The organism is Algibacter sp. AS12, assembly GCF_046736315.1.
Taxonomy (GTDB): Bacteria; Bacteroidota; Bacteroidia; order Flavobacteriales; family Flavobacteriaceae; genus Algibacter_B; species Algibacter_B amylolyticus.
In genome coordinates this window covers 3,100,227-3,119,183 of record NZ_CP151841.1, presented here as the reverse complement: position 1 = coordinate 3,119,183, position 18,957 = coordinate 3,100,227, and the positions used below count along the sequence as shown (strand labels likewise).

Annotated in this window: 19 protein-coding genes; 13 read left to right on the top strand and 6 right to left on the bottom strand. The window is 33.8% G+C overall.

Annotation, left to right across the window (positions count from 1 at the left end):
* Positions 1 to 103: 103 nt before the first annotated feature.
* From AAFN75_RS13080 to AAFN75_RS13070, 3 genes are all read right to left on the bottom strand, one after another.
* On the bottom strand, positions 104 to 1,822 hold the full coding sequence (locus tag AAFN75_RS13080; protein WP_411806739.1) for a sodium:solute symporter family protein: 1,719 nt from the start codon (positions 1,820 to 1,822) through the stop codon (positions 104 to 106).
* Positions 1,812 to 2,069 carry a DUF4212 domain-containing protein gene (locus tag AAFN75_RS13075; protein ID WP_144117078.1) on the bottom strand — a complete coding sequence of 86 codons (258 nt, stop codon included), beginning with the start codon at positions 2,067 to 2,069 and terminating at the stop codon, positions 1,812 to 1,814. Before AAFN75_RS13075 ends, AAFN75_RS13080 begins: the two co-directional genes overlap by 11 nt.
* Before the next feature lie 111 nt (positions 2,070 to 2,180).
* Entirely contained in the window at positions 2,181 to 3,536 is a 1,356-nt protein-coding gene (locus AAFN75_RS13070; RefSeq protein WP_411806737.1) for an alanine/glycine:cation symporter family protein, read from the bottom strand.
* Between the two features lie 87 nt (positions 3,537 to 3,623).
* On the opposite strand from AAFN75_RS13070, the gene AAFN75_RS13065 reads away from it, so the two are divergent.
* The 11 genes from AAFN75_RS13065 to arsB all read left to right on the top strand — a co-directional run bounded on the left by AAFN75_RS13065 (position 3,624) and on the right by arsB (position 14,470).
* Positions 3,624 to 4,733 (top strand): heparan-alpha-glucosaminide N-acetyltransferase domain-containing protein, encoded by a 1,110-nt coding sequence (locus tag AAFN75_RS13065; RefSeq protein WP_411806736.1) that lies wholly within the window; start codon positions 3,624 to 3,626, stop codon positions 4,731 to 4,733.
* Positions 4,720 to 5,094, top strand: a complete 375-nt coding sequence (locus AAFN75_RS13060) for a TfoX/Sxy family protein (RefSeq protein ID WP_411806735.1) — start codon at positions 4,720 to 4,722, stop codon at positions 5,092 to 5,094. Before AAFN75_RS13065 ends, AAFN75_RS13060 begins: the two co-directional genes overlap by 14 nt.
* Before the next feature lie 85 nt (positions 5,095 to 5,179).
* A complete protein-coding gene (locus tag AAFN75_RS13055; protein WP_411806733.1) occupies positions 5,180 to 7,054 on the top strand; it encodes a M1 family metallopeptidase in 1,875 nt (624 codons plus the stop codon).
* A gap of 62 nt (positions 7,055 to 7,116) precedes the next feature.
* Entirely contained in the window at positions 7,117 to 9,474 is a 2,358-nt protein-coding gene (locus AAFN75_RS13050) for a TonB-dependent receptor domain-containing protein (RefSeq protein ID WP_411806732.1), read from the top strand.
* Positions 9,475 to 9,638: 164 nt separating this feature from the next.
* Positions 9,639 to 10,388, top strand: coding sequence for a carbonic anhydrase (locus AAFN75_RS13045; protein ID WP_411809283.1), 750 nt, complete (start codon positions 9,639 to 9,641; stop codon positions 10,386 to 10,388).
* Positions 10,389 to 10,400: 12 nt separating this feature from the next.
* Positions 10,401 to 11,048, top strand: a complete 648-nt coding sequence (locus tag AAFN75_RS13040) for an HAD family hydrolase (RefSeq protein ID WP_411806731.1) — start codon at positions 10,401 to 10,403, stop codon at positions 11,046 to 11,048.
* 125 nt (positions 11,049 to 11,173) lie between these two features.
* Positions 11,174 to 11,827 (top strand): hypothetical protein, encoded by a 654-nt coding sequence (locus AAFN75_RS13035; protein ID WP_411806730.1) that lies wholly within the window; start codon positions 11,174 to 11,176, stop codon positions 11,825 to 11,827.
* Positions 11,828 to 11,910: 83 nt separating this feature from the next.
* A complete protein-coding gene (locus tag AAFN75_RS13030) occupies positions 11,911 to 12,240 on the top strand; it encodes an ArsR/SmtB family transcription factor (RefSeq protein ID WP_411806729.1) in 330 nt (109 codons plus the stop codon).
* 48 nt (positions 12,241 to 12,288) lie between these two features.
* Complete coding sequence (locus tag AAFN75_RS13025; RefSeq protein ID WP_411806728.1) at positions 12,289 to 12,756, top strand: DUF6428 family protein; 468 nt, start codon at positions 12,289 to 12,291, stop codon at positions 12,754 to 12,756.
* Between the two features lie 30 nt (positions 12,757 to 12,786).
* Positions 12,787 to 13,419 (top strand): low molecular weight phosphatase family protein, encoded by a 633-nt coding sequence (locus AAFN75_RS13020; RefSeq protein WP_411806727.1) that lies wholly within the window; start codon positions 12,787 to 12,789, stop codon positions 13,417 to 13,419.
* Positions 13,420 to 13,423: 4 nt separating this feature from the next.
* Positions 13,424 to 14,470: an ACR3 family arsenite efflux transporter gene (gene arsB, locus AAFN75_RS13015; RefSeq protein ID WP_411806726.1), complete on the top strand. Its 1,047-nt coding sequence runs from the start codon at positions 13,424 to 13,426 to the stop codon at positions 14,468 to 14,470.
* A gap of 116 nt (positions 14,471 to 14,586) precedes the next feature.
* Here arsB and AAFN75_RS13010 read toward each other — a convergent pair whose 3' ends face one another.
* From AAFN75_RS13010 to AAFN75_RS13000, 3 genes are all read right to left on the bottom strand, one after another.
* Positions 14,587 to 15,531 carry a phosphoribosylaminoimidazolesuccinocarboxamide synthase gene (locus AAFN75_RS13010; protein ID WP_411806725.1) on the bottom strand — a complete coding sequence of 315 codons (945 nt, stop codon included), beginning with the start codon at positions 15,529 to 15,531 and terminating at the stop codon, positions 14,587 to 14,589.
* Positions 15,532 to 15,657: 126 nt separating this feature from the next.
* Complete coding sequence (locus tag AAFN75_RS13005) at positions 15,658 to 16,170, bottom strand: hypothetical protein (RefSeq protein ID WP_411806724.1); 513 nt, start codon at positions 16,168 to 16,170, stop codon at positions 15,658 to 15,660.
* A gap of 373 nt (positions 16,171 to 16,543) precedes the next feature.
* Positions 16,544 to 17,497: a PhoH family protein gene (locus AAFN75_RS13000; RefSeq protein ID WP_411806723.1), complete on the bottom strand. Its 954-nt coding sequence runs from the start codon at positions 17,495 to 17,497 to the stop codon at positions 16,544 to 16,546.
* A 245-nt stretch (positions 17,498 to 17,742) separates the two neighbouring features.
* On the opposite strand from AAFN75_RS13000, the gene AAFN75_RS12995 reads away from it, so the two are divergent.
* Together AAFN75_RS12995 and AAFN75_RS12990 are read left to right on the top strand one after the other, a co-directional pair.
* Entirely contained in the window at positions 17,743 to 18,633 is an 891-nt protein-coding gene (locus tag AAFN75_RS12995; protein ID WP_411806722.1) for an S-adenosyl-l-methionine hydroxide adenosyltransferase family protein, read from the top strand.
* 15 nt (positions 18,634 to 18,648) lie between these two features.
* The gene (locus AAFN75_RS12990; protein WP_411806721.1) at positions 18,649 to 18,945 is read left to right on the top strand and encodes a putative quinol monooxygenase; all 297 of its coding nucleotides are present in this window, start codon (positions 18,649 to 18,651) and stop codon (positions 18,943 to 18,945) included.
* The last annotated feature ends 12 nt before the right edge of the window (positions 18,946 to 18,957 follow it).

The window sequence follows — 18,957 nt, the reverse complement described above, 5'->3', positions numbered from 1 at the left end:
TAGGGATTGCAGTGGAAAGCCCACAGTTTTTGAGCCTTAGCACAAAAACGAGGACTTGTAACGGAAAGCCCGACCCTTGGGTAACGCCCAAATTATTTATATATTAATGTGTAGCCTCTCCTGCTCCGCTGGGTATTCTGATGTTTTCTACAATTTCTTGAACGTCTAGTGGAGGTTCTGGCGTAAATTTCATGATAACTACGGACACGATGAAATTGATAATCATAGCGACTGTACCGAAACCTTCGGGCGAGATGCCGAACCACCAATCGGCTTTTGTACCGCCGCCAAACCAGCCAAACTTAAATTTAGTCATGTAAAAAAGCATGGATAAAATACCGACTACCATACCGGCAATAGCGCCTTCCTTATTCATTTTTTTATAAAATATACCCAATATGATAGCCGGGAAAAAGGATGCTGCTGCCAACCCGAAGGCTAATGCCACGGTGGCTGCTACGAATCCTGGTGGATTAATTCCGAAATATCCTGCTACGCAAACCGCCACTACTGCTGCTAAACGTGCTGCGATTAATTCGCCATTTTCTGAGATGTTTGGATTGATCATTTTCTTGATTAAATCATGAGAAACTGATGCTGAAATAACTAATAATAATCCTGCCGCTGTTGATAATGCTGCTGCTAATGCTCCTGCTGCTACCAAAGCAATTACCCAGTCTGGTAATTGTGCTATTTCTGGATTGGCGAGTACCATAATGTCTTTATCGACAACTAATTCATTTTTAGCTTCGTCGGCTACATAATTAATTAAGCCGTCGTTATTTTTATCGTTAAAGACTATTAAACCTGTTGTTTCCCATTTTTTAAACCATTCTGGCATATTGGCGTAAGGTTGATTTGAAACGGTTTCTATCATATTGGTTCTTGCAAAAACAGATACTGCTGGTGCTGCGGTGTATAAAATAACGATGAGTAATAATGCTAATCCTGCCGATTTACGTGCATCTTTGACTTTTTTAACGGTAAAGAAACGTACAATTACGTGCGGTAATCCTGCTGTACCAACCATTAATGCTAAGGTTATCGCAAAAATATCTATGGTAGATTTTGAGCCTTCGGTATATTCGTTAAAGCCTAAATCTGTGCTTAAACCATCTAATTTATCTAATAAATAAGTTCCTGAACCATCGGCTAATTGACTCCCAAAACCTAATTGTGGTATAGGATTGCCCGTCATTTGAATAGAGATAAAAATGGCTGGTACCATAAATGCGAAAATAAGCACGCAATATTGGGCTACTTGTGTGTATGTGATGCCCTTCATACCACCTAAAACGGCATAAAACAACACGATAATCATACCTATTATAACTCCTGTATTGATATCGACTTCTAAAAAACGAGAAAATACTAGACCTACACCTCGCATTTGTCCTGCAACATAAGTAAATGATACAATTAATGCACAAATTACGCCTACTAGACGTGCGGTGTTGGAATAATAACGGTCGCCAATAAAATCGGGAACTGTAAATTTTCCAAATTTCCTTAAATATGGTGCTAATAATAGAGCTAATAGCACGTATCCACCGGTCCAACCCATAAGGTAAACGGCTCCGTCGTACCCATCAAAAGAAATAATTCCTGCCATGGAAATGAATGAGGCCGCACTCATCCAATCGGCCGCAGTTGCCATACCATTTGCTAATGGGGAAACGCCTCCACCTGCAACATAAAACTCTTTTGTTGATCCTGCGCGAGCCCAAATAGCAATACCTATATATATGGTAAATGTAATTCCTACTAAAACATACGTCCAATTTTGGACTCCGAATCCTTCAACTAATAAACTATGCATCATAACCGTATTTTTTATCTAGTTTATTCATTAAACGAACGTATACAAATATTAAAACAACAAAAACATACATAGAACCCTGTTGTGCAAACCAGAAACCGAGTTTAAAACCGCCAATCCTGATGGTGTTTAATTCGTCTTTAAATAGAATTCCTGCTGCGAAGGATACTAAAAACCATATGGCTAATAGTATTAAAACGTACCGGATGTTTTCTTTCCAATAGGCTTTTGCGTTGTCTTTTTCTGTCATATTATTTTGGTTTAGTTAATAATCAAATTTATAAATAGGTATAGAAAAGCATTAGTAATTATTAGGCAAACCGTATAAACTATAACCCAAATAGGCTTATAGCAATACTGTTTACAAGGTTTTAAAATATTTTTTTGCTTCTACTATTACCTTAGGCGCTAAGGTTATTGTAGCTAACATAGTTGGTATTGCCATAAGGGCGAAAACACCATCAATTAAGTTTAGCATCACACTAAAAGGGGTGGTTGCAGCAAGAACTATACTTAATATATACATGTAATTGTAGTAGTGTTTTTTATCTGCTCCAATTAAAAAGCCTAAACATTTACTACCATAATAAGCGTAAGAAAATAATGAAGAGATACTAAATATCAATACACAAACCATTAGTAAATACTTTCCATAAACCGGCATTACATGATTAAATGCCGAAGCTGTTAAACTTACGCCGTTATTTGAAGTTGTTTCCCAAACACCCGTAACTAAAATAGCCAATGCTGTTAATGTACACACTATTAAAGTATCTATTGCTGGTCCTAACATAGCCACTAACCCTTCGCGAATTGGCTCGTCGGTTTTTGCTGCTCCATGAGCCATGGGCGCTGTACCTATACCTGCTTCGTTTGAAAACGCACCACGACGAATTCCTAACAATATTAAAGCACCCAAAACACCGCCCATAAAAGCATCACCTTTATAAAAATCGGCAGAAAAAGCATCTGTAAACATCAATATGAAATATTTAGGGACGACGTTATAATTTGAAATTAAAATATAAAGCACGAGAACAAAATAAAGTAGTACCATGGAAGGCACCATTTTAGACGCTGCATTACTAATACGTTTTAAACCACCAAGTATGATAACGGAAGTTAAACCAACAAGTATAGCTGCTAAAATAAGATTCGATTTTAGTCCTACTTCTACTCCATTTGGTATTAAAATAATATCGTTTATGGCCTGAGTTAATTGATTAACGTTCACTACGGGTAACGCGCCAATCATTCCAAAAAGGCTAAACATAACAGCTAAAGGTTTCCAAGATTTGCCTAAACCTTCTTGAATAAAATACATAGGTCCGCCTTGTAACTCGCCAGCACTATCTTTACCGCGATACATAATGGCCAACGATGATGTAAAAAATTTAGTAGACATGCCCACAATAGCACTTACCCACATCCAAAACATGGCTCCTGGACCACCCATTGAAATAGCGACTGCAACTCCGGCAATATTCCCCATACCAATTGTAGAAGATAATGCTGTTGTTAAGGCTTTAAAATGTGAAATTTCTCCAGGATCATTTGGGTCGTCGTACTTACCTCTTAACACTTGAATAGCATGCCCAAAATACCTAAAAGGTAAAAATCTAGATAGTACTAAAAGATACAAACCACCGCCAATAAGTAAGATAACTAAAGGCAACCCCCAAGCGTAATCAGAAAATGTTTTTATGAGTTGTTCCATAATTATTTTTATGATTTCATAAATATATAACTTTACAAACTTTCATTTCAAATATTTAAAAGTATATTTATAAAAGTAAACCCATTTATGGCGCAAACCAACCGCTTATACTTTATTGATGCTGTTAGAGCATTTGCTATATTAATGATGCTCCAGGGCCATTTTATAGATACTTTGTTGGCTCCCGCTTATAGGGACGAATCCAATGCCATTTATAATATCTGGTCGTATTTTAGAGGTATAACAGCGCCTACTTTTTTCACTATATCTGGATTGGTGTTCGCGTACTTATTACTGCGGTCATATGCCAAAGGAAATGATAAAGCTAGAATAAAAAAAGGATTGTTTAGAGGGTTACTTTTAATTTTAATAGGTTATAGTTTAAGAATTAATATTTTTAATTGGCTGTATGGCGATTTTAACACCTATATTCTTGTTATTGATGTTTTACAATGCATAGGATTGTCTTTAATTCTTTTGGTTGCACTGCATAGCGTTTTTAAAAAATACAGCTATTTATATTCGATAGTACTTTTTGCTATTGGGTGCATTTGTTTTGTAACCGAGCCACTTTATAGAGATATCATTTTAGACAACGTTCCTAAAGTTTTTGCTAACTATATAACAAAAACCAACGGCTCTATATTTACAATTTTACCATGGTTTGGGTATTCGGCATTTGGCGCCTTTATTTCTACAGTATTTTTTAGGCATGTACACCGAGAAAAATTTAAAATAAGTACGGTAATCTCCTTTTTTGTAACAGGCGTTTTTCTTATTTACTTTTCATCATTATTTCTTACAAAACTAAGCCGTGTAACGTCCATCCCGCTTTTTAAAATGAGTGCCGATTACAACTATTTGTTTACAAGAATGGGTAATGTACTTATATTGTTTGGTGTTTTTTACGCCTTCGAAAAATACTTAAAACAATCTATTATTGCGCGTATAGGAGAAAAAACGCTATCTATCTATGTTATACATTTCGTACTACTATATGGTAGTTACACTGGATATGGTTTAAAACGATTTCTAAACAAATCTTTAGAACCCGAAACAGCCATTTTTGGTGCTATATTATTTATGGTTGTTGTCTGTTTTATGTCTTTTCATTACGGAAAAACAAATACGTTTGTTTATAATTTAATTCGGAAAATATATAATAAACTAAAAATATATTACCATGGCATACGATGAATTGTTGGCAGATAGAATCAGACAACACTTAAAAGACAAACACACCCATTTTACTGAGCTTAAAATGATGGGCGGCTTGTGTTTTAAAGTGGATGATAAAATGCTATGCGGCTTACATATCGACAAAAAGTACGGCGATAGTTTATTGATGGCGCGAATTGGTGTAGATACTTATGAAAAAGAATTAAAAAAGCCAGAATGTTTACCCATGGATTTTACTGGAAGACCTATGAAAGGTTATATTTTTATAACGCCAGAAGGTATTGATAATGACGATAATTTGGCGTATTGGTTAGATTTATGTTTGGATTTTAATCCTTTGGCTAATACAAGTAAGCCGAAAAAGAATAAAAATCAATAATTTTTATTTAAAATTTTAAAAGCTAAATTGACCAATCCCATTGATTCGAAGAGAAAAACCTATAAGTTAAAACTACCTTTTTAATATGAAAAAATATCAACTTCTTTTAATCGTATTCATTTCTCTAAATCTTTATTCACAAAAAAATTTATACACACCTATTGAATTTCAAAAGGCCTATAAATCAAACACTAGAAGCGTAGCTGGCAAACCAGGAAATCATTATTGGCAAAACTTTAGTTCTTATACAATAAAAGCAGCCATAGAACCAGGGACATGGAAAATAAAAGGCAGCGAGGTTATTGAGTACGCTAATAATAGTCCAGATACATTAATAGCTATTTATATAAAATTATACCCTAATCATTATAAAAAAGGGGTGCCTAGAGCAAATTTAGTTCCTGTTGAAGATCTTACTGATGGTGTACACATTACCAATTTAAAAATTAACAATACCGCTTTCAACGATAATAAAAGTAGTCAAATTACGGTTTTAGGGACTTATATAATTGTACATCTAGAAAATGGGATACTTCCTAAAAGCAAAGCCCTTATATCTATGGATTGGACAACTGAAATGCCTCCAATACATGTGGATCGAATTGGAGCATACGATAGTTCAAGCGCTTTTGTAGGATATTGGTATCCGCAAATAGCGAGATACGACGACATAGACGGATGGGATATGATGGAATTTATGGGAAGTCAAGAAACCAATAATGATTTCTCCGATTTCAATGTAACTATTGAAGTTCCTGACACTTATACTATTTGGGCTACAGGTATTTTACAAAATCCAGAAGCCGTTTTTACGCCTGAGGTGTTGCAACGCTTCAACACAGCCAAAACAACAGAAGAACCAATTACCATTCTAACTGGAGGCACTCCAATTAATTCAGCTAAGGGCACAAAAAACGAGTGGCATTTCAAAGCAGAATATGTACCCGATTTTGCTTTTGGTGTGAGTAATACCTTTAGGTGGATTGGCAATACGGTAACCATTGAAAATAATAGAATAGCATCAAATTTAGTGTTTGATCCCTCAAAGGCGGATGCTGTAAGCTATTTAATCAATGCGCAAAAAAAATCGTTCGAATATTTATGTATGGTTTATCCTAAAGAGATGTATCCATATCCACAATTTACAACCTTTATTGGTGTACCGGGTTTTAACGGGATGGAGTTCCCTATGATGGCAAATAATGGGGTTAGCGATAAAGACTTTGAAAATACAGATGTTACTTTTCATGAATTGGCACATTCCTATTTTCCATTTCTTATGGGCATTAATGAAGTAAAATACTCGTGGATGGAAGAAGGTTGGGCTACCTTTTTCACAATAAAATTTATACAAGAGTATTATAAAAACACACCAAAGGAAGATGCCGAACTCAATAGAAATTTAAATAGTTATAATGCTAATGCAGGAAATATTTGGGATGTTCCACTTATAACACCCTCATATTTATTAACATTTAGCTCCGCTCATAGTCAATTATCCTATCGAAAGCCGGCATTCATGTACTTTACTTTGGAGCATTTACTAGGAGAAGAAATCTTTAAAAGTTGTTTAAAAACATACATTGAGCGTTGGAAAGGAAAACACCCAACTCCTTATGATTTCATGTTTACCTTCAATGATGTGAGCAATACTAATTTAAATTGGTTTTGGAACAAATGGGTATTTGAAAATGGTTATGGTGATTTAGGAATAGTCAAGTTTGAAAACTCAAAGGTGTATATTCAAAACTTTGGTGGCTTACCATTACCAGTGTTTTTGAAACTTACTTATAAAAACGGGAAACAAGTATCTATTGAAAAAAAAGTAAGTATTTGGATGAATAATGACGAAAATATAGCTGAAATTGAGATTTTAGATATTGATAATTTAATCGAAATAAAATTAATTGATACTAATTATCCGGATGCTGTCAAGAAAAACAATTTGTTTAAATTATAAAAGCAGGCGTTTTTATAGTTAAATTTTATATTTGTATTACAATTCTGAATTGCCATCCAATTATGCTAAAAAATATTACATTCGTTTTATTCACCCTTTTTAGTTTAAACTTAGCTTCAGCTCAAGTTATAATTACTGGAAAAGTTTTAGAAAGCAATGCTAATTTGCCTATAGAATATGCCACTATCTCGGTTATAGACACTAATTCAAAAACACCTTTAACGGGAACGATAACGGCTGAAGATGGGACTTTCTCCTTAAAAACAAACGAAACCAACTTTTATATTGAGGTGAGTTTTATGGGGTTTGAAACGAAAACTATTAAACAATTTAATATTGTAAAAAACACCATAGACTTAAAAACAATAACCCTAGAGGAAGATAATCAAGCTTTAGATGAAGTTGTGGTTCGTGCTGAAAAATCCTCGACTGAATTTAAGCTGGATAAGCGCGTTTTTAATGTTGGCGCAGATTTAAGTTCAACAGGTGCTAGTTCACTTGAAGTTTTAAACAATATACCATCGGTTAATGTAAATATAGAAGGCGAAATTAGTTTACGAGGCAGCCAAGGTGTTCAAATTCTAATTAATGGTAAACCTTCTGTTTTAGCTAGTGCAGATGGTAATGCTTTAGGAAGTATTACTGCCGATATGATTGAAAAAATTGAAGTTATTACTAATCCTTCAGCTAAATATGATGCCGAAGGTACATCTGGAATTATTAACATCATTATTAAAAAATCTGAAAAACGAGGTATTAATGGGTCTGCCACTTTAAACTTTGGTGTTCCTAACAGCAATAGTTTTGGCCTAAGCGTGAATAAACGTACCGAAAAATTTAATCTGTTTAGCCAATTCGGGTTTGGTATTCGTACCTATCCTAATAAAACAGAATCTATAAACCGAGATTTAGTAAATAACATAACCGTTAGTAGCACCGGCGATGGCGATTTTAATGAAAAATTTGGAAATATATTAATTGGAACCGACTACCATATAAACGATTATAACGTTATAACCCTTTCTGGGTCGTATGCTTACGAGATTGAAGATCAAGACTCTAAAACCTACTACAATCAAACAGACGCGAGCAATACCATAACAGACAGCTGGTTACGAAATGAGTTAACCGAAGCCGACAATCCAAAACTGCGTTACGAACTACAATATAAAAAGAGCTTTAAACGGCATGCCGACCAAAGTTTACTTTTTAGTGCTTTAGGAAATTCTTTTAGAAAAGATCAATTTTCAGATTTTGAAAACACCTATACTCTAGGCGACAACGACGATTTTAAACAAAAAACGCGTACTGACTACACCTTGGCAGATTATACCTTTAAACTAGATTATACACATCCATTTTTAGAAAAATTCACTTTAGAAACAGGATCGCAATATGTAATAAATAGCGTTTCTAACGATTTTGCTGTTAGCGATTTAGAAGATGGTACTTATGTAAACAATCCCGACTTAACCAATGTATTTGATTTTGATCAAAATGTTTTAGGCTTTTACACCACCGCAGCTTACGAAGGCGATGTTTGGGGACTTAAACTTGGTTTTAGGTTAGAGCATACTAACCTTAGCACTTTGTTACAAACCACCAACGAAAGTAATGGAAACGACTACACCAATTTATTTCCTAGTATACATACCTCCTATAAAATAAGTGACGATTTTTCTATACAAGCAGGATACTCTAAACGTATAAGAAGACCAGGATTAAGAGATCTAAATCCTTTTTCTAACATTAAAAATAACTTTAGCATATTTACTGGTAACCCAGATTTACAACCAGAATTCACTGATTCTTATGAGATTACAAGTATAAACAAATTAGGTAAAGCCTCATTAAATTTTAGTTTATACAACAGATACACGGTTGATGTTGTTGAGCGTATTTCAACTTTCGAAGATAATGTAAGCACGTCAACACCCGAAAATATAGGTACCAATACTACCACAGGTTTTGAAGCTAACGGAAAATACGCGCCAACAAATTGGTTTTCATTTAATGGCGATTTTAACATCAATTACTTTATTAGAAATGGGGTTTTTGAAGACACAGATTTTGATTTTAAAGGCAACCAATGGTCCGCTAGTTTAACCACTAAGTTTAAACTTCCAGCAGATTTCGATTTAGAGTTATCCGGCGATTATCAATCCAAATTTAAAACCGTGCAAAGCGAAATTGCAGATAACCTTTTTGCAGATCTTGGTTTAAGAAAAAAGATACTTAAAGGTAAAGTTATTTTAAACCTAAGTATTCGTGATGCTTTTGCGTCTAGAATAAACAAAACAACCACCTCGCAATCGGACTTCTATTTATTTAATAGCAGACAACGTGGGCGTTTTGTAACCTTTGGTGTTAGCTATGGCTTTGGAAAAGGCGAGGCTATGCAATTTTCAGGACAACGATAATAGTATAAATTTAATGAGATAAACTAATTGGCTAACCAAGTTCCCTAAAAAGATTAAAACATGATAAAAGTAAGGTTTTAAAATACCTGAATTAATTAATTTTGATCAATAAAAATCAACCTGATTTAAAGTTATGAAAATCAAATTTAGTCTGTTTTTTTTATATAGTCCTAATAACTATACTATCATGTAAAGACTCAAAAAAAACAGATCATACAGCAGCAAACGAACATCATTGGAGTTATGCTGGAGAAACCTCTCCTGAACATTGGATAGAAATTGAAAAAAATTCCGATTGCGACGGAACATCGCAGTCCCCAATAAACATTATACATAGAGATATTGATTCTATAAAAAAGAATCATGAGCTAAAAATTCAATATACACCTAGCACTTTAATAAGTGAAGTTAAAAACAATGGGCACTCCATCCAATTTGATTTTGAACCTGGCGACTCTATAAATTATAAAAATGAGACCTTCTTTTTAAAACAAATCCATTTTCATGAACCGTCAGAACATAAAATAAACGGTATTATATACCCTATTGAAATGCACCTGGTACATGTTAGTAAAGCTGGAGAAATTACTGTGTTAGGTATTTTAGGCGAAGAAGGAAATGAAAGCCAATTATTTGAATTCTTTGAAAGTTTTTTACCCATAAAAGAAGGTGCTTTTAAAGATATTCACCAGAAAATTGATTTATCAAATTTATTTTTAGAGGATAAAAAGTACTACACATATAACGGTTCTTTAACGACACCTCCGTGCACAGAAAGTGTTAATTGGATTGTTTTTAAAGACCCTATTATATTGTCTGTTGAAGAAGTCTTAAAACTTAAAAGTAACATGCCAATTAACAATTACCGAAACGAACAACCATTAAATGGGCGTGTTGTTAAGTTTAATTATTAAACAAGAAAAAACATGAGCTATAAGGCAGTTATTTTCGATTTAGACGGCACACTAGTAAATTCCATTGAAGACATTGCAGATGCTATGAATTCAGTTCTAAAAAGCGCTAACTATCCAACCCATAGTTATCAAGATTATAATAATTTTGTAGGCAGCGGTATAAAAAGTCTCGTTACTAGGGCATTACCTAATAACAGTTGTAATGCGCAACAAACAGAAATAGGTTTTACTGCCATGATGGATATATACACTAATAATTGCATCAACAAAACAAAACCTTATGATGGTATTATAGCATTACTTGCGGCCCTAAAGGCACGTAAATTAAAGCTTTCTATTTTATCAAATAAAGATGACACACTCACCAAAAAAGTAGCCTTAGCGTTATTACCAGGTTATTTTGAATCTGTTGATGGATTAACTACCGAGGCTCATAAAAAGCCAAACCCAATTAAGGCTCTTAAAATAAGTAAAAGTTTAGGCATAAAACCAGAAGACATTATTTTCGTTGGTGATTCTGATGTTGATATACAAACCGCAAACAATGCCAATATGTTTGCTGTTGGGGTATCTTGGGGCTTTAGGAAAAAAGAAGAATTGATTGCTAATGGTGCTAAATTGATAATAGACCATCCTTTAGAATTAATTGAAGTTTTATAACTCAAAGGTTAAATAGACCACCAATTAACCCAACTCATCCTTTTAAAAACACATTTGAGCTTTTTAAACTTTGAGAACTAAAACCATTATCTTTAATTTGAAGTACTAACCGTAATCAAATCATAATGGAACAAACAATAACACTATTAATTTACATTCATGCCTTCTTTGGCGGATTAGGATTAATAACAGGAATTGGAAGTATTATTGTAAAAAAGGGAGGGAAACTACATAAAACTTTGGGGAAACTTTTCTCTATTGGCATGCTAACAAGTTCACTTATTTCCATTCCTATATCCTGGATGCCCAACCATGAAAATATATTGTTATTTTTAATTGGGATATTTACTATTTATCTCGTTTTATCGGGGCAACAAGCTTTAACATTTAAAACTAAAACCAATGCCAATTGGGTTGATCGCACTATTTCTGGTGTTATGCTCTTACTCTCAATTATCATGATTGTTTATGGTATTTACGCACTTGTAAACAACAATTTTAATGGTATTATCCTACTTGTTTTTGGTGGTTTTGGACTGTTGTTTTCTGTAAAAGATTTTATATTTTACAAAAAAGCTAAGAAGCCTAAAACTTCATGGCTAATTTTACACCTAGGAAAAATGAATGGTGCATTAATAGCCTCAATTACCGCCTTTTTTGTTGCTGGTATGGGATTTAAAAATTTAGTAGCTTGGATATTACCTTCCGTTTTAGGTACCATTTATATTTTGTACTGGAAACAAAAAGTAAAACCAAAGAAGATCAGGAAAACAACCTAGCTCCTTTTCTGTTAAATTTATCTTATAAATTTTGAAAACAGAATGCTTAATCGTAATATTGCAATAAACAAATAAATAAAGGCATGGGATTAGCTAAAACAGAAATGTTTACCGACGAGCAAAATGAAATAGCTCTATTTGCAAAAGTCTTCGGACATCCTGCCAGAGTGTCTATATTACAACATTTATTTAACATAAATGCTTGCGTTTGTGGCGATTTGGTAAACGAAATAGGTTTAGCACAACCTACAATATCTCAGCATTTAAAAGAACTTAAACATTTAGGCTTAATAAAAGGTAATGTTGAAGGCACTAGCGTTTGCTACTGCATTGACACCGATAATTGGGTAAAAATGAAAGGTGTTATGCTTCAGTTTTTAGATCAAGATGTATCTAAAAAAGATTGTTGCTAAAAAAATTTTTAAACATTAATCGTATAATTGCAATAAACAAATACAGTTATGAAACTATCAGAAGTAAAATCAGTATTAGGAAGATTGGAAACTATAGGTTTTCAATTACCAAACGGCGAATTAGTACCAAACCACTTTCATGTAACCGAAGTTGGTAAAATAACAAAACACTTTATAGATTGTGGTGGTACAGAAAGAAAGGAAGACGTTGTTAACTTTCAACTATGGAATGCTAATGATTATGACCATAGATTACATCCAGAAAAACTTTTAAATATTATTGAGCTTTCTGAAAAAGTATTAGGTATTGAAGATTTAGATATTGAAGTTGAATACCAAGCCGAAACCATCGGGAAATTTGGATTAGAATTTAATGGAAAAAACTTCCTATTAACCTCTAAACAAACAGATTGCTTAGCCAAGGATAAATGTGGAATTCCTGTTGAAAAACCAAAATTAAAATTTTCAGATTTAAACGATGAACCTTGTTGCACGCCAGATGGAAACTGCTGCTAAATCAAAATTTAAACTATAACGTTATACCAAATGACAACGACACAATCCACCTTATTTACAGAAATAGATAATTTAATAAAACGTTTAAAACCAGAAACTATTTCGGCAGAGCGCAAAACAGTTTTACAACCGCTAATTGATTTTATTCAGCTTAAAGTAAGTAATAAAGAAGCTATTAGAATCAATTTTATTTGCACACACAACTCGCGTCGAAGTCATTTATCGCAAGTTTGGGCACAAACCATGGCGCACTATTTTAATATCAAAAATGTGTTTTGTTATTCGGGAGGAACGGAAGCTACAGCACTTTTCCCAATGGCAGCTAAAACCTTAGAAAACTCGGGGTTTACAATTAAAACGCTTTCTGAAGGTAAAAATCCAGTGTACAGCATTAAATATGCAGATAATGCACATCCCATAATTGGATTTTCTAAAACATTAGACGATGATTTTAACCCTAAATCTGAATTCGCAGCCATTATGACCTGCTCTCAAGCAGATGGTGGGTGCCCTTTTATAGCTGGTGCAGAAAAAAGAATCCCTATTACTTTTGAAGATCCTAAAGCTTTTGACAACACACCCCAACAAGCAGAAAAATACAACGAGCGCAGTTTGCAAATTGCAACTGAATTGTTTTATGTTTTTTCGCAAGTAAATTTATAAAAACATGGCTCAAAAAAAATTAAGTTTTCTTGATAGAAACCTAACGTTGTGGATTTTTGTGGCTATGGCCATAGGTGTTGGTATTGGGTATTTTGTCCCTACATTTCCAGACCTTATAAATTCCTTTAGTAGCGGTACTACAAATATTCCCATTGCTATTGGGCTAATTTTAATGATGTATCCGCCACTTGCAAAAGTGGATTATTCACTATTACCCAAAGTATTTAAAAACACCAAAATACTATCCATTTCACTTATACTGAACTGGGTTATTGGTCCGGTACTTATGTTTTTTCTTGCCATTACATTTTTACGGGATTACCCAGAGTACATGGTGGGTCTTATTTTAATAGGATTAGCACGTTGTATTGCAATGGTTTTAGTGTGGAATGATCTTGCTGAAGGCAGCAGTGAATACGGTGCTGGTTTAGTAGCTTTAAACAGTATTTTTCAAGTATTTGCATATAGCTTTTATGCTTGGATTTTTATTACTGTACTTCCGCCCTATTTTGGTTTTGAAGGTGCTATAGTTGATATTTCGATAGCAACTATTGCTGAAAGTGTTGCCATTTATTTAGGGATTCCTTTTGTAATGGGTATTTTAAGCCGATTAATTTTGGTAAAACTTAAAGGCGAACATTGGTATACAAATACATTTATTCCTGCTATTTCGCCATTAACTTTAATAGCCTTATTATTTACCATTGTGGTAATGTTTTCGCTAAAAGGCGAATTAATTGTTGAAATACCAATGGATGTTTTAATAATTGCAGTGCCTTTACTTATCTATTTTAGTTTAATGTTTATTATAGGCTTTTTCTTTACAAAAGCTATGGGAGCAGATTATACTAAAACGGCTGCCGTTGCATTTACAGCAGCTGGAAATAATTTTGAATTAGCTATTGCAGTTGCTATTGCAGTTTTTGGTTTAAATTCTGGACAAGCTTTTGCAGGTGTTATTGGCCCATTGGTAGAAGTCCCTGCTCTTATTTTATTAGTTAGGGTATCCTTTTGGTTACGGAAAAAGTATTTTAAAAAAATATACGCATAAGTCTGCACGTAAAAGGGAGAAGAGAGACTTTACTTTACAAAATGTGTATATAAAAAACGACCTTGTTATAATTAACAAGGTCGTTGTATTTTAAAGAAATAATACTTTTTAAAATACTATTTTAAATAGGCTAAAACATTAGCTTCTATTCTATCTTGGATATTAGAAACATCTGCTTTTACAAAGGTTTCGCCTGTAATGTTTTCGTAAAGTTCGATATAACGATCTGAAACGCTTTGTATGTACTCATCGCTCATAAAAGGTACTGTTTGCCCTTCTAAACCTTGAAAATTATTGGCAATTAACCATTGGCGCACAAATTCTTTTGATAGTTGCTTTTGAGCTTCTCCTTTATCTTGACGCTCTTGATACCCATCTGCATAAAAATAACGTGAAGAATCTGGTGTATGAATCTCGTCGATTAAAACAATTTGTCCGCCTTTAGTTTTTCCAAATTCGTACTTAGTATCTACTAAAATTAATCCTCTCGAGGCTGCAATTTCTGATCCTCGCTTAAATAATTTACGTGTATAATCTTCAAGTACAAGATAATCAGCTTCTGAGACTATACCTTTTGCTATAATATCTTCTCGCGAAATATCTTCGTCATGATCGCCCATTTCTGCTTTTGTAGCAGGTGTTATAATAGGCTCTGGAAACGCATCGTTTTCCTTCATTCCTTCTGGCATAGGAACACCACAAAGCCTACGTTTACCCGCTTTATACTCGCGTGCTGCATGCCCAGACATGTAACCACGTATTACCATTTCTACTTTAAAAGGCTCGCATAAATGCCCAACAGCCACATTAGGGTCTGGTGTTGCGGTTAACCAATTTGGAACTAAATCCTCGGTAGCTGCCATCATTTTGGTTGCTATTTGGTTAAGTATTTGCCCTTTGTAAGGTATTCCTTTTGGCATAACAACATCGAAGGCCGAAAGTCTATCGGTGGCTACCATGACTAACTCTTCGTCATTTATGTTATATACGGCTCTTACTTTTCCTTTGTAAAGGCTTTTTTGACCTGGAAATTTGAAATTGGTATCTATTATGGTATTCATAAAAAAAATAGTGTGCTAGTTGTTTTGCAAATGTAATTTGTTTAACAATGCTAAACAACTGAAAATAAAAAAGGGAGAAATAAATATTTCTCCCTTTTAATGCTTTATAATGTATTAGATACTAATTTATTTAAACCTAATGTTATAGGTAAGACCTATACCTACGTTTTGCACATCAATATCGTTTTCTGCAAACGTGTTTTGGTAAAAAGCGTAAATATTCCAATCTCGGTTATGGTAACCAATATGTGGGTTTACGTATAATCCACCATCATTATCATCGATATTAGATAAAAAACCATATCCTACATCCGAGCCTAAAAATAGCCCATTAGGTGTAAAATAATAGCGAATAAAACCTGCTGCTGGAATAACTCCAAAATCTTCAACTTCATCTTTACCAAAATAATGGCTATATCCAGAAGCTAAACCAATTCCTAAATTAGGGTTAACTAAGTACTGTCCTCTTAAATCTAGACCAAGGTTTAATGACGATGCATCACCTGCATCTCCAACAGGAACTCCTGCCGTTATTCCTGCTTTTAACCAAGAGTTATCTGATGTGATATCGATTTCTTCATCTTGTGCATAGGTTGAACCAAAAACTAATAATCCTGCAATTAAAAATAACTTTTTCATATTATATTTTTTTAAGTTTATGACACAAATAAAGAAAAAGGGAAGACGTAAGACTTATAATGTTTTCATAAAAGAATCCTAAAGTTTTACTAACGAATTGTAAGTTTTTACACCTAAATATACGATAAAAACCTAAACATAAATCTTTTAAGCCTTTGTTAAAACTGTTAACTTTTAGTGAATGAATATGTAAGAAAAAACACTCTAATTAAGCATGAACAGAAAAAAAACACCTAAAACCAGGCAAAAATGTTCTAGCAAGTTATAAATAATGTTAATAACTAAAATGCCCTAGCCCCGATTGTAACGGCATCCTTTTTGCCATTAAAAGCAAAAAGATATAGTGGAAAGCGGGAAATAGCTACTAAAAAAATTAATCTCTGTTTTCGATTTCTTTATAGGCAGCAATTACTTTTTTAACGAGTTTATGACGAATAACGTCTTTGTCGTCTAGGAAAATCATGCCTACACCTTCTACATTTTTTAAAATTAATAAGGCTTCTTTTAGACCAGAAATGGTACGACGCGGTAAATCGATTTGACCCGGATCGCCGGTTAACAGGAATTTAGCGTGCTTACCCATACGTGTTAAAAACATTTTCATTTGAGCATGTGTAGTGTTTTGTCCTTCGTCTAGAATCACAAAAGCATTATCCAGAGTTCGACCACGCATAAAGGCTAATGGCGCTATTTGTATGGTACCATTCTCGATATAATGTGCTAATTTTTCGGGCGCAATCATGTCGCGTAAAGCGTCGTAAAGGGGTTGCATGTAAGGATCTAGTTTTTCTTTTAAATCGCCCGGTAAAAACCCAAGGTTTTCGCCTGCCTCGACCGCCGGTCGTGTCAAAATAATACGCTTAACTTCCTTATTTTTAAGCGCTTGTACCGCCAATGCCACACCTGTGTAGGTTTTACCTGTTCCTGCTGGACCAATGGCAAAAACCATATCGTTTTTGCGCATAAGCTCGACCATTTTACGTTGGTTGGCCGTTTGTGCTTTTATAATTTTACCGCCTACGCCATGTACAATGGCTTCTCCGCTTTGGTTAGAGGTTGTGTAATCGTCGCTACTTTGGCTTGTTAAAACACGCTCTATGGTGTTTTCATCTAGCTTATTATATTTACCAAAATGCTTAAGAAGCATTGAGATACGCCTATCGAACTCATCTAACAACTCTTCATCTCCAAAGGCCTTTATTTTGTTTCCGCGGGCTACAATTTTTAATTTCGGGAAGTACTTTTTAAGTAGTACTATATTTGCATTTTGTGCTCCAAAAAACTCTTTTGGAGATATTTCTTCAAGTTCAATAATAATTTCGTTCAAAAGCGTTTATTTATTATAAGTTGAGTAAAAACATTTTTTAAAGTGTTTACTTAGATGAAATGATTTATTAGATTTATTAAGTATTTCCTATTTTACTGACATATGACTTTATGAACCTACAATTTTAATTTAAAAAACAAAAACTAAAACGAAAATTTATGTAGGTTTGTATCACATACAAGTATAACTCAAAAATACATAATTTTGAGTAAGGTTACATTAAAAACATATCAACAATTTTGCCCATGGCAATTATAACATTAACAACTGATTTTGGTGAAAAAGATTACTTTAGTGGCGCTACAAAAGGCGCTATCTATAGTGAGCTACCCGATGTTAGGATTGTTGATATCTCGCATTCTGTGTCGCCATTTAATATTCCTGAGGCGGCTTACATTATTCAAAATGCGTATAATAGTTTCCCAAAAGGCACCATACATATTATTGGTATTGACTCTGAAATTAACCCAGACAATAAGCATATAGCCTTAAAACTAGACGACCACTATTTTATTTGTGCCAATAATGGTATAATGAGTATGATTTGCTCTGAAATTGCACCCGAAAAAATAGTTGAAATTAACATACACGATAAAATACAAAGTAGTTTTCCTGTTTTGGATGTATTTGTAAAAGTAGCTTGCCATATTGCTCGTGGTGGTACCTTGGAGGTTATTGGTAAACCAATTACAGAAATTAAGCCTATTAAAAATATAACGCCGTATATAAATGAAGACAAGACCCAAATTATTGGTAGTGTTATTTATATAGACAATTATGGCAACGTGGTAACAAACATTAAGCGCAGCTTTTTTGAAACCATTCAAAAAGGGCGCGAATTTGAAATTTCGGCACGCCACTATACCTTTAAAAAAATACATAATAAATACAGTGATATTGTAAATTTTGAAATCCCTGAAAATAAAAGAAATGACGAAGGGCGTAAATTGGTTGTATTTAACTCTGGCGATTTTTTAGAAATTGCCGTTTATAAAAGTAATAGTGCTACCGTTGGTAGTGCCTCTACCCTTTTAGGTTTGGGTATTATGGATGCCGTAAGCATTAGGTTTGAACCTAAACCCGTTATTCCTAAAGGCTCAGAAATTCCGGTTAATATTAAAGCAGCCAATTTTTAATTTAAATGATATATTATGCTGGTTAGAATAGTTAAAATGGGGTTTTACAAACAAAATATTGAGGTTTTTACTGAAAATTTCGAAGCAACTAAAACCAAAATAAGAGCGTTTGAAGGTTGTAGTTATTTAGAGCTTTATAGAGACAAAAAAGACCCAAGTATATATTTTACGTATAGTTATTGGGAATCTGAAGAAGCTTTGGAAAACTATAGAAAATCCGAGTTATTTAACTCTATTTGGAGAAAAATTAAACCCCTATTTAGCATTAGGCCAGAAGCTTGGAGTGTGGATAAAATTGAAACGCTAAACTAAAAAGTTAGAATT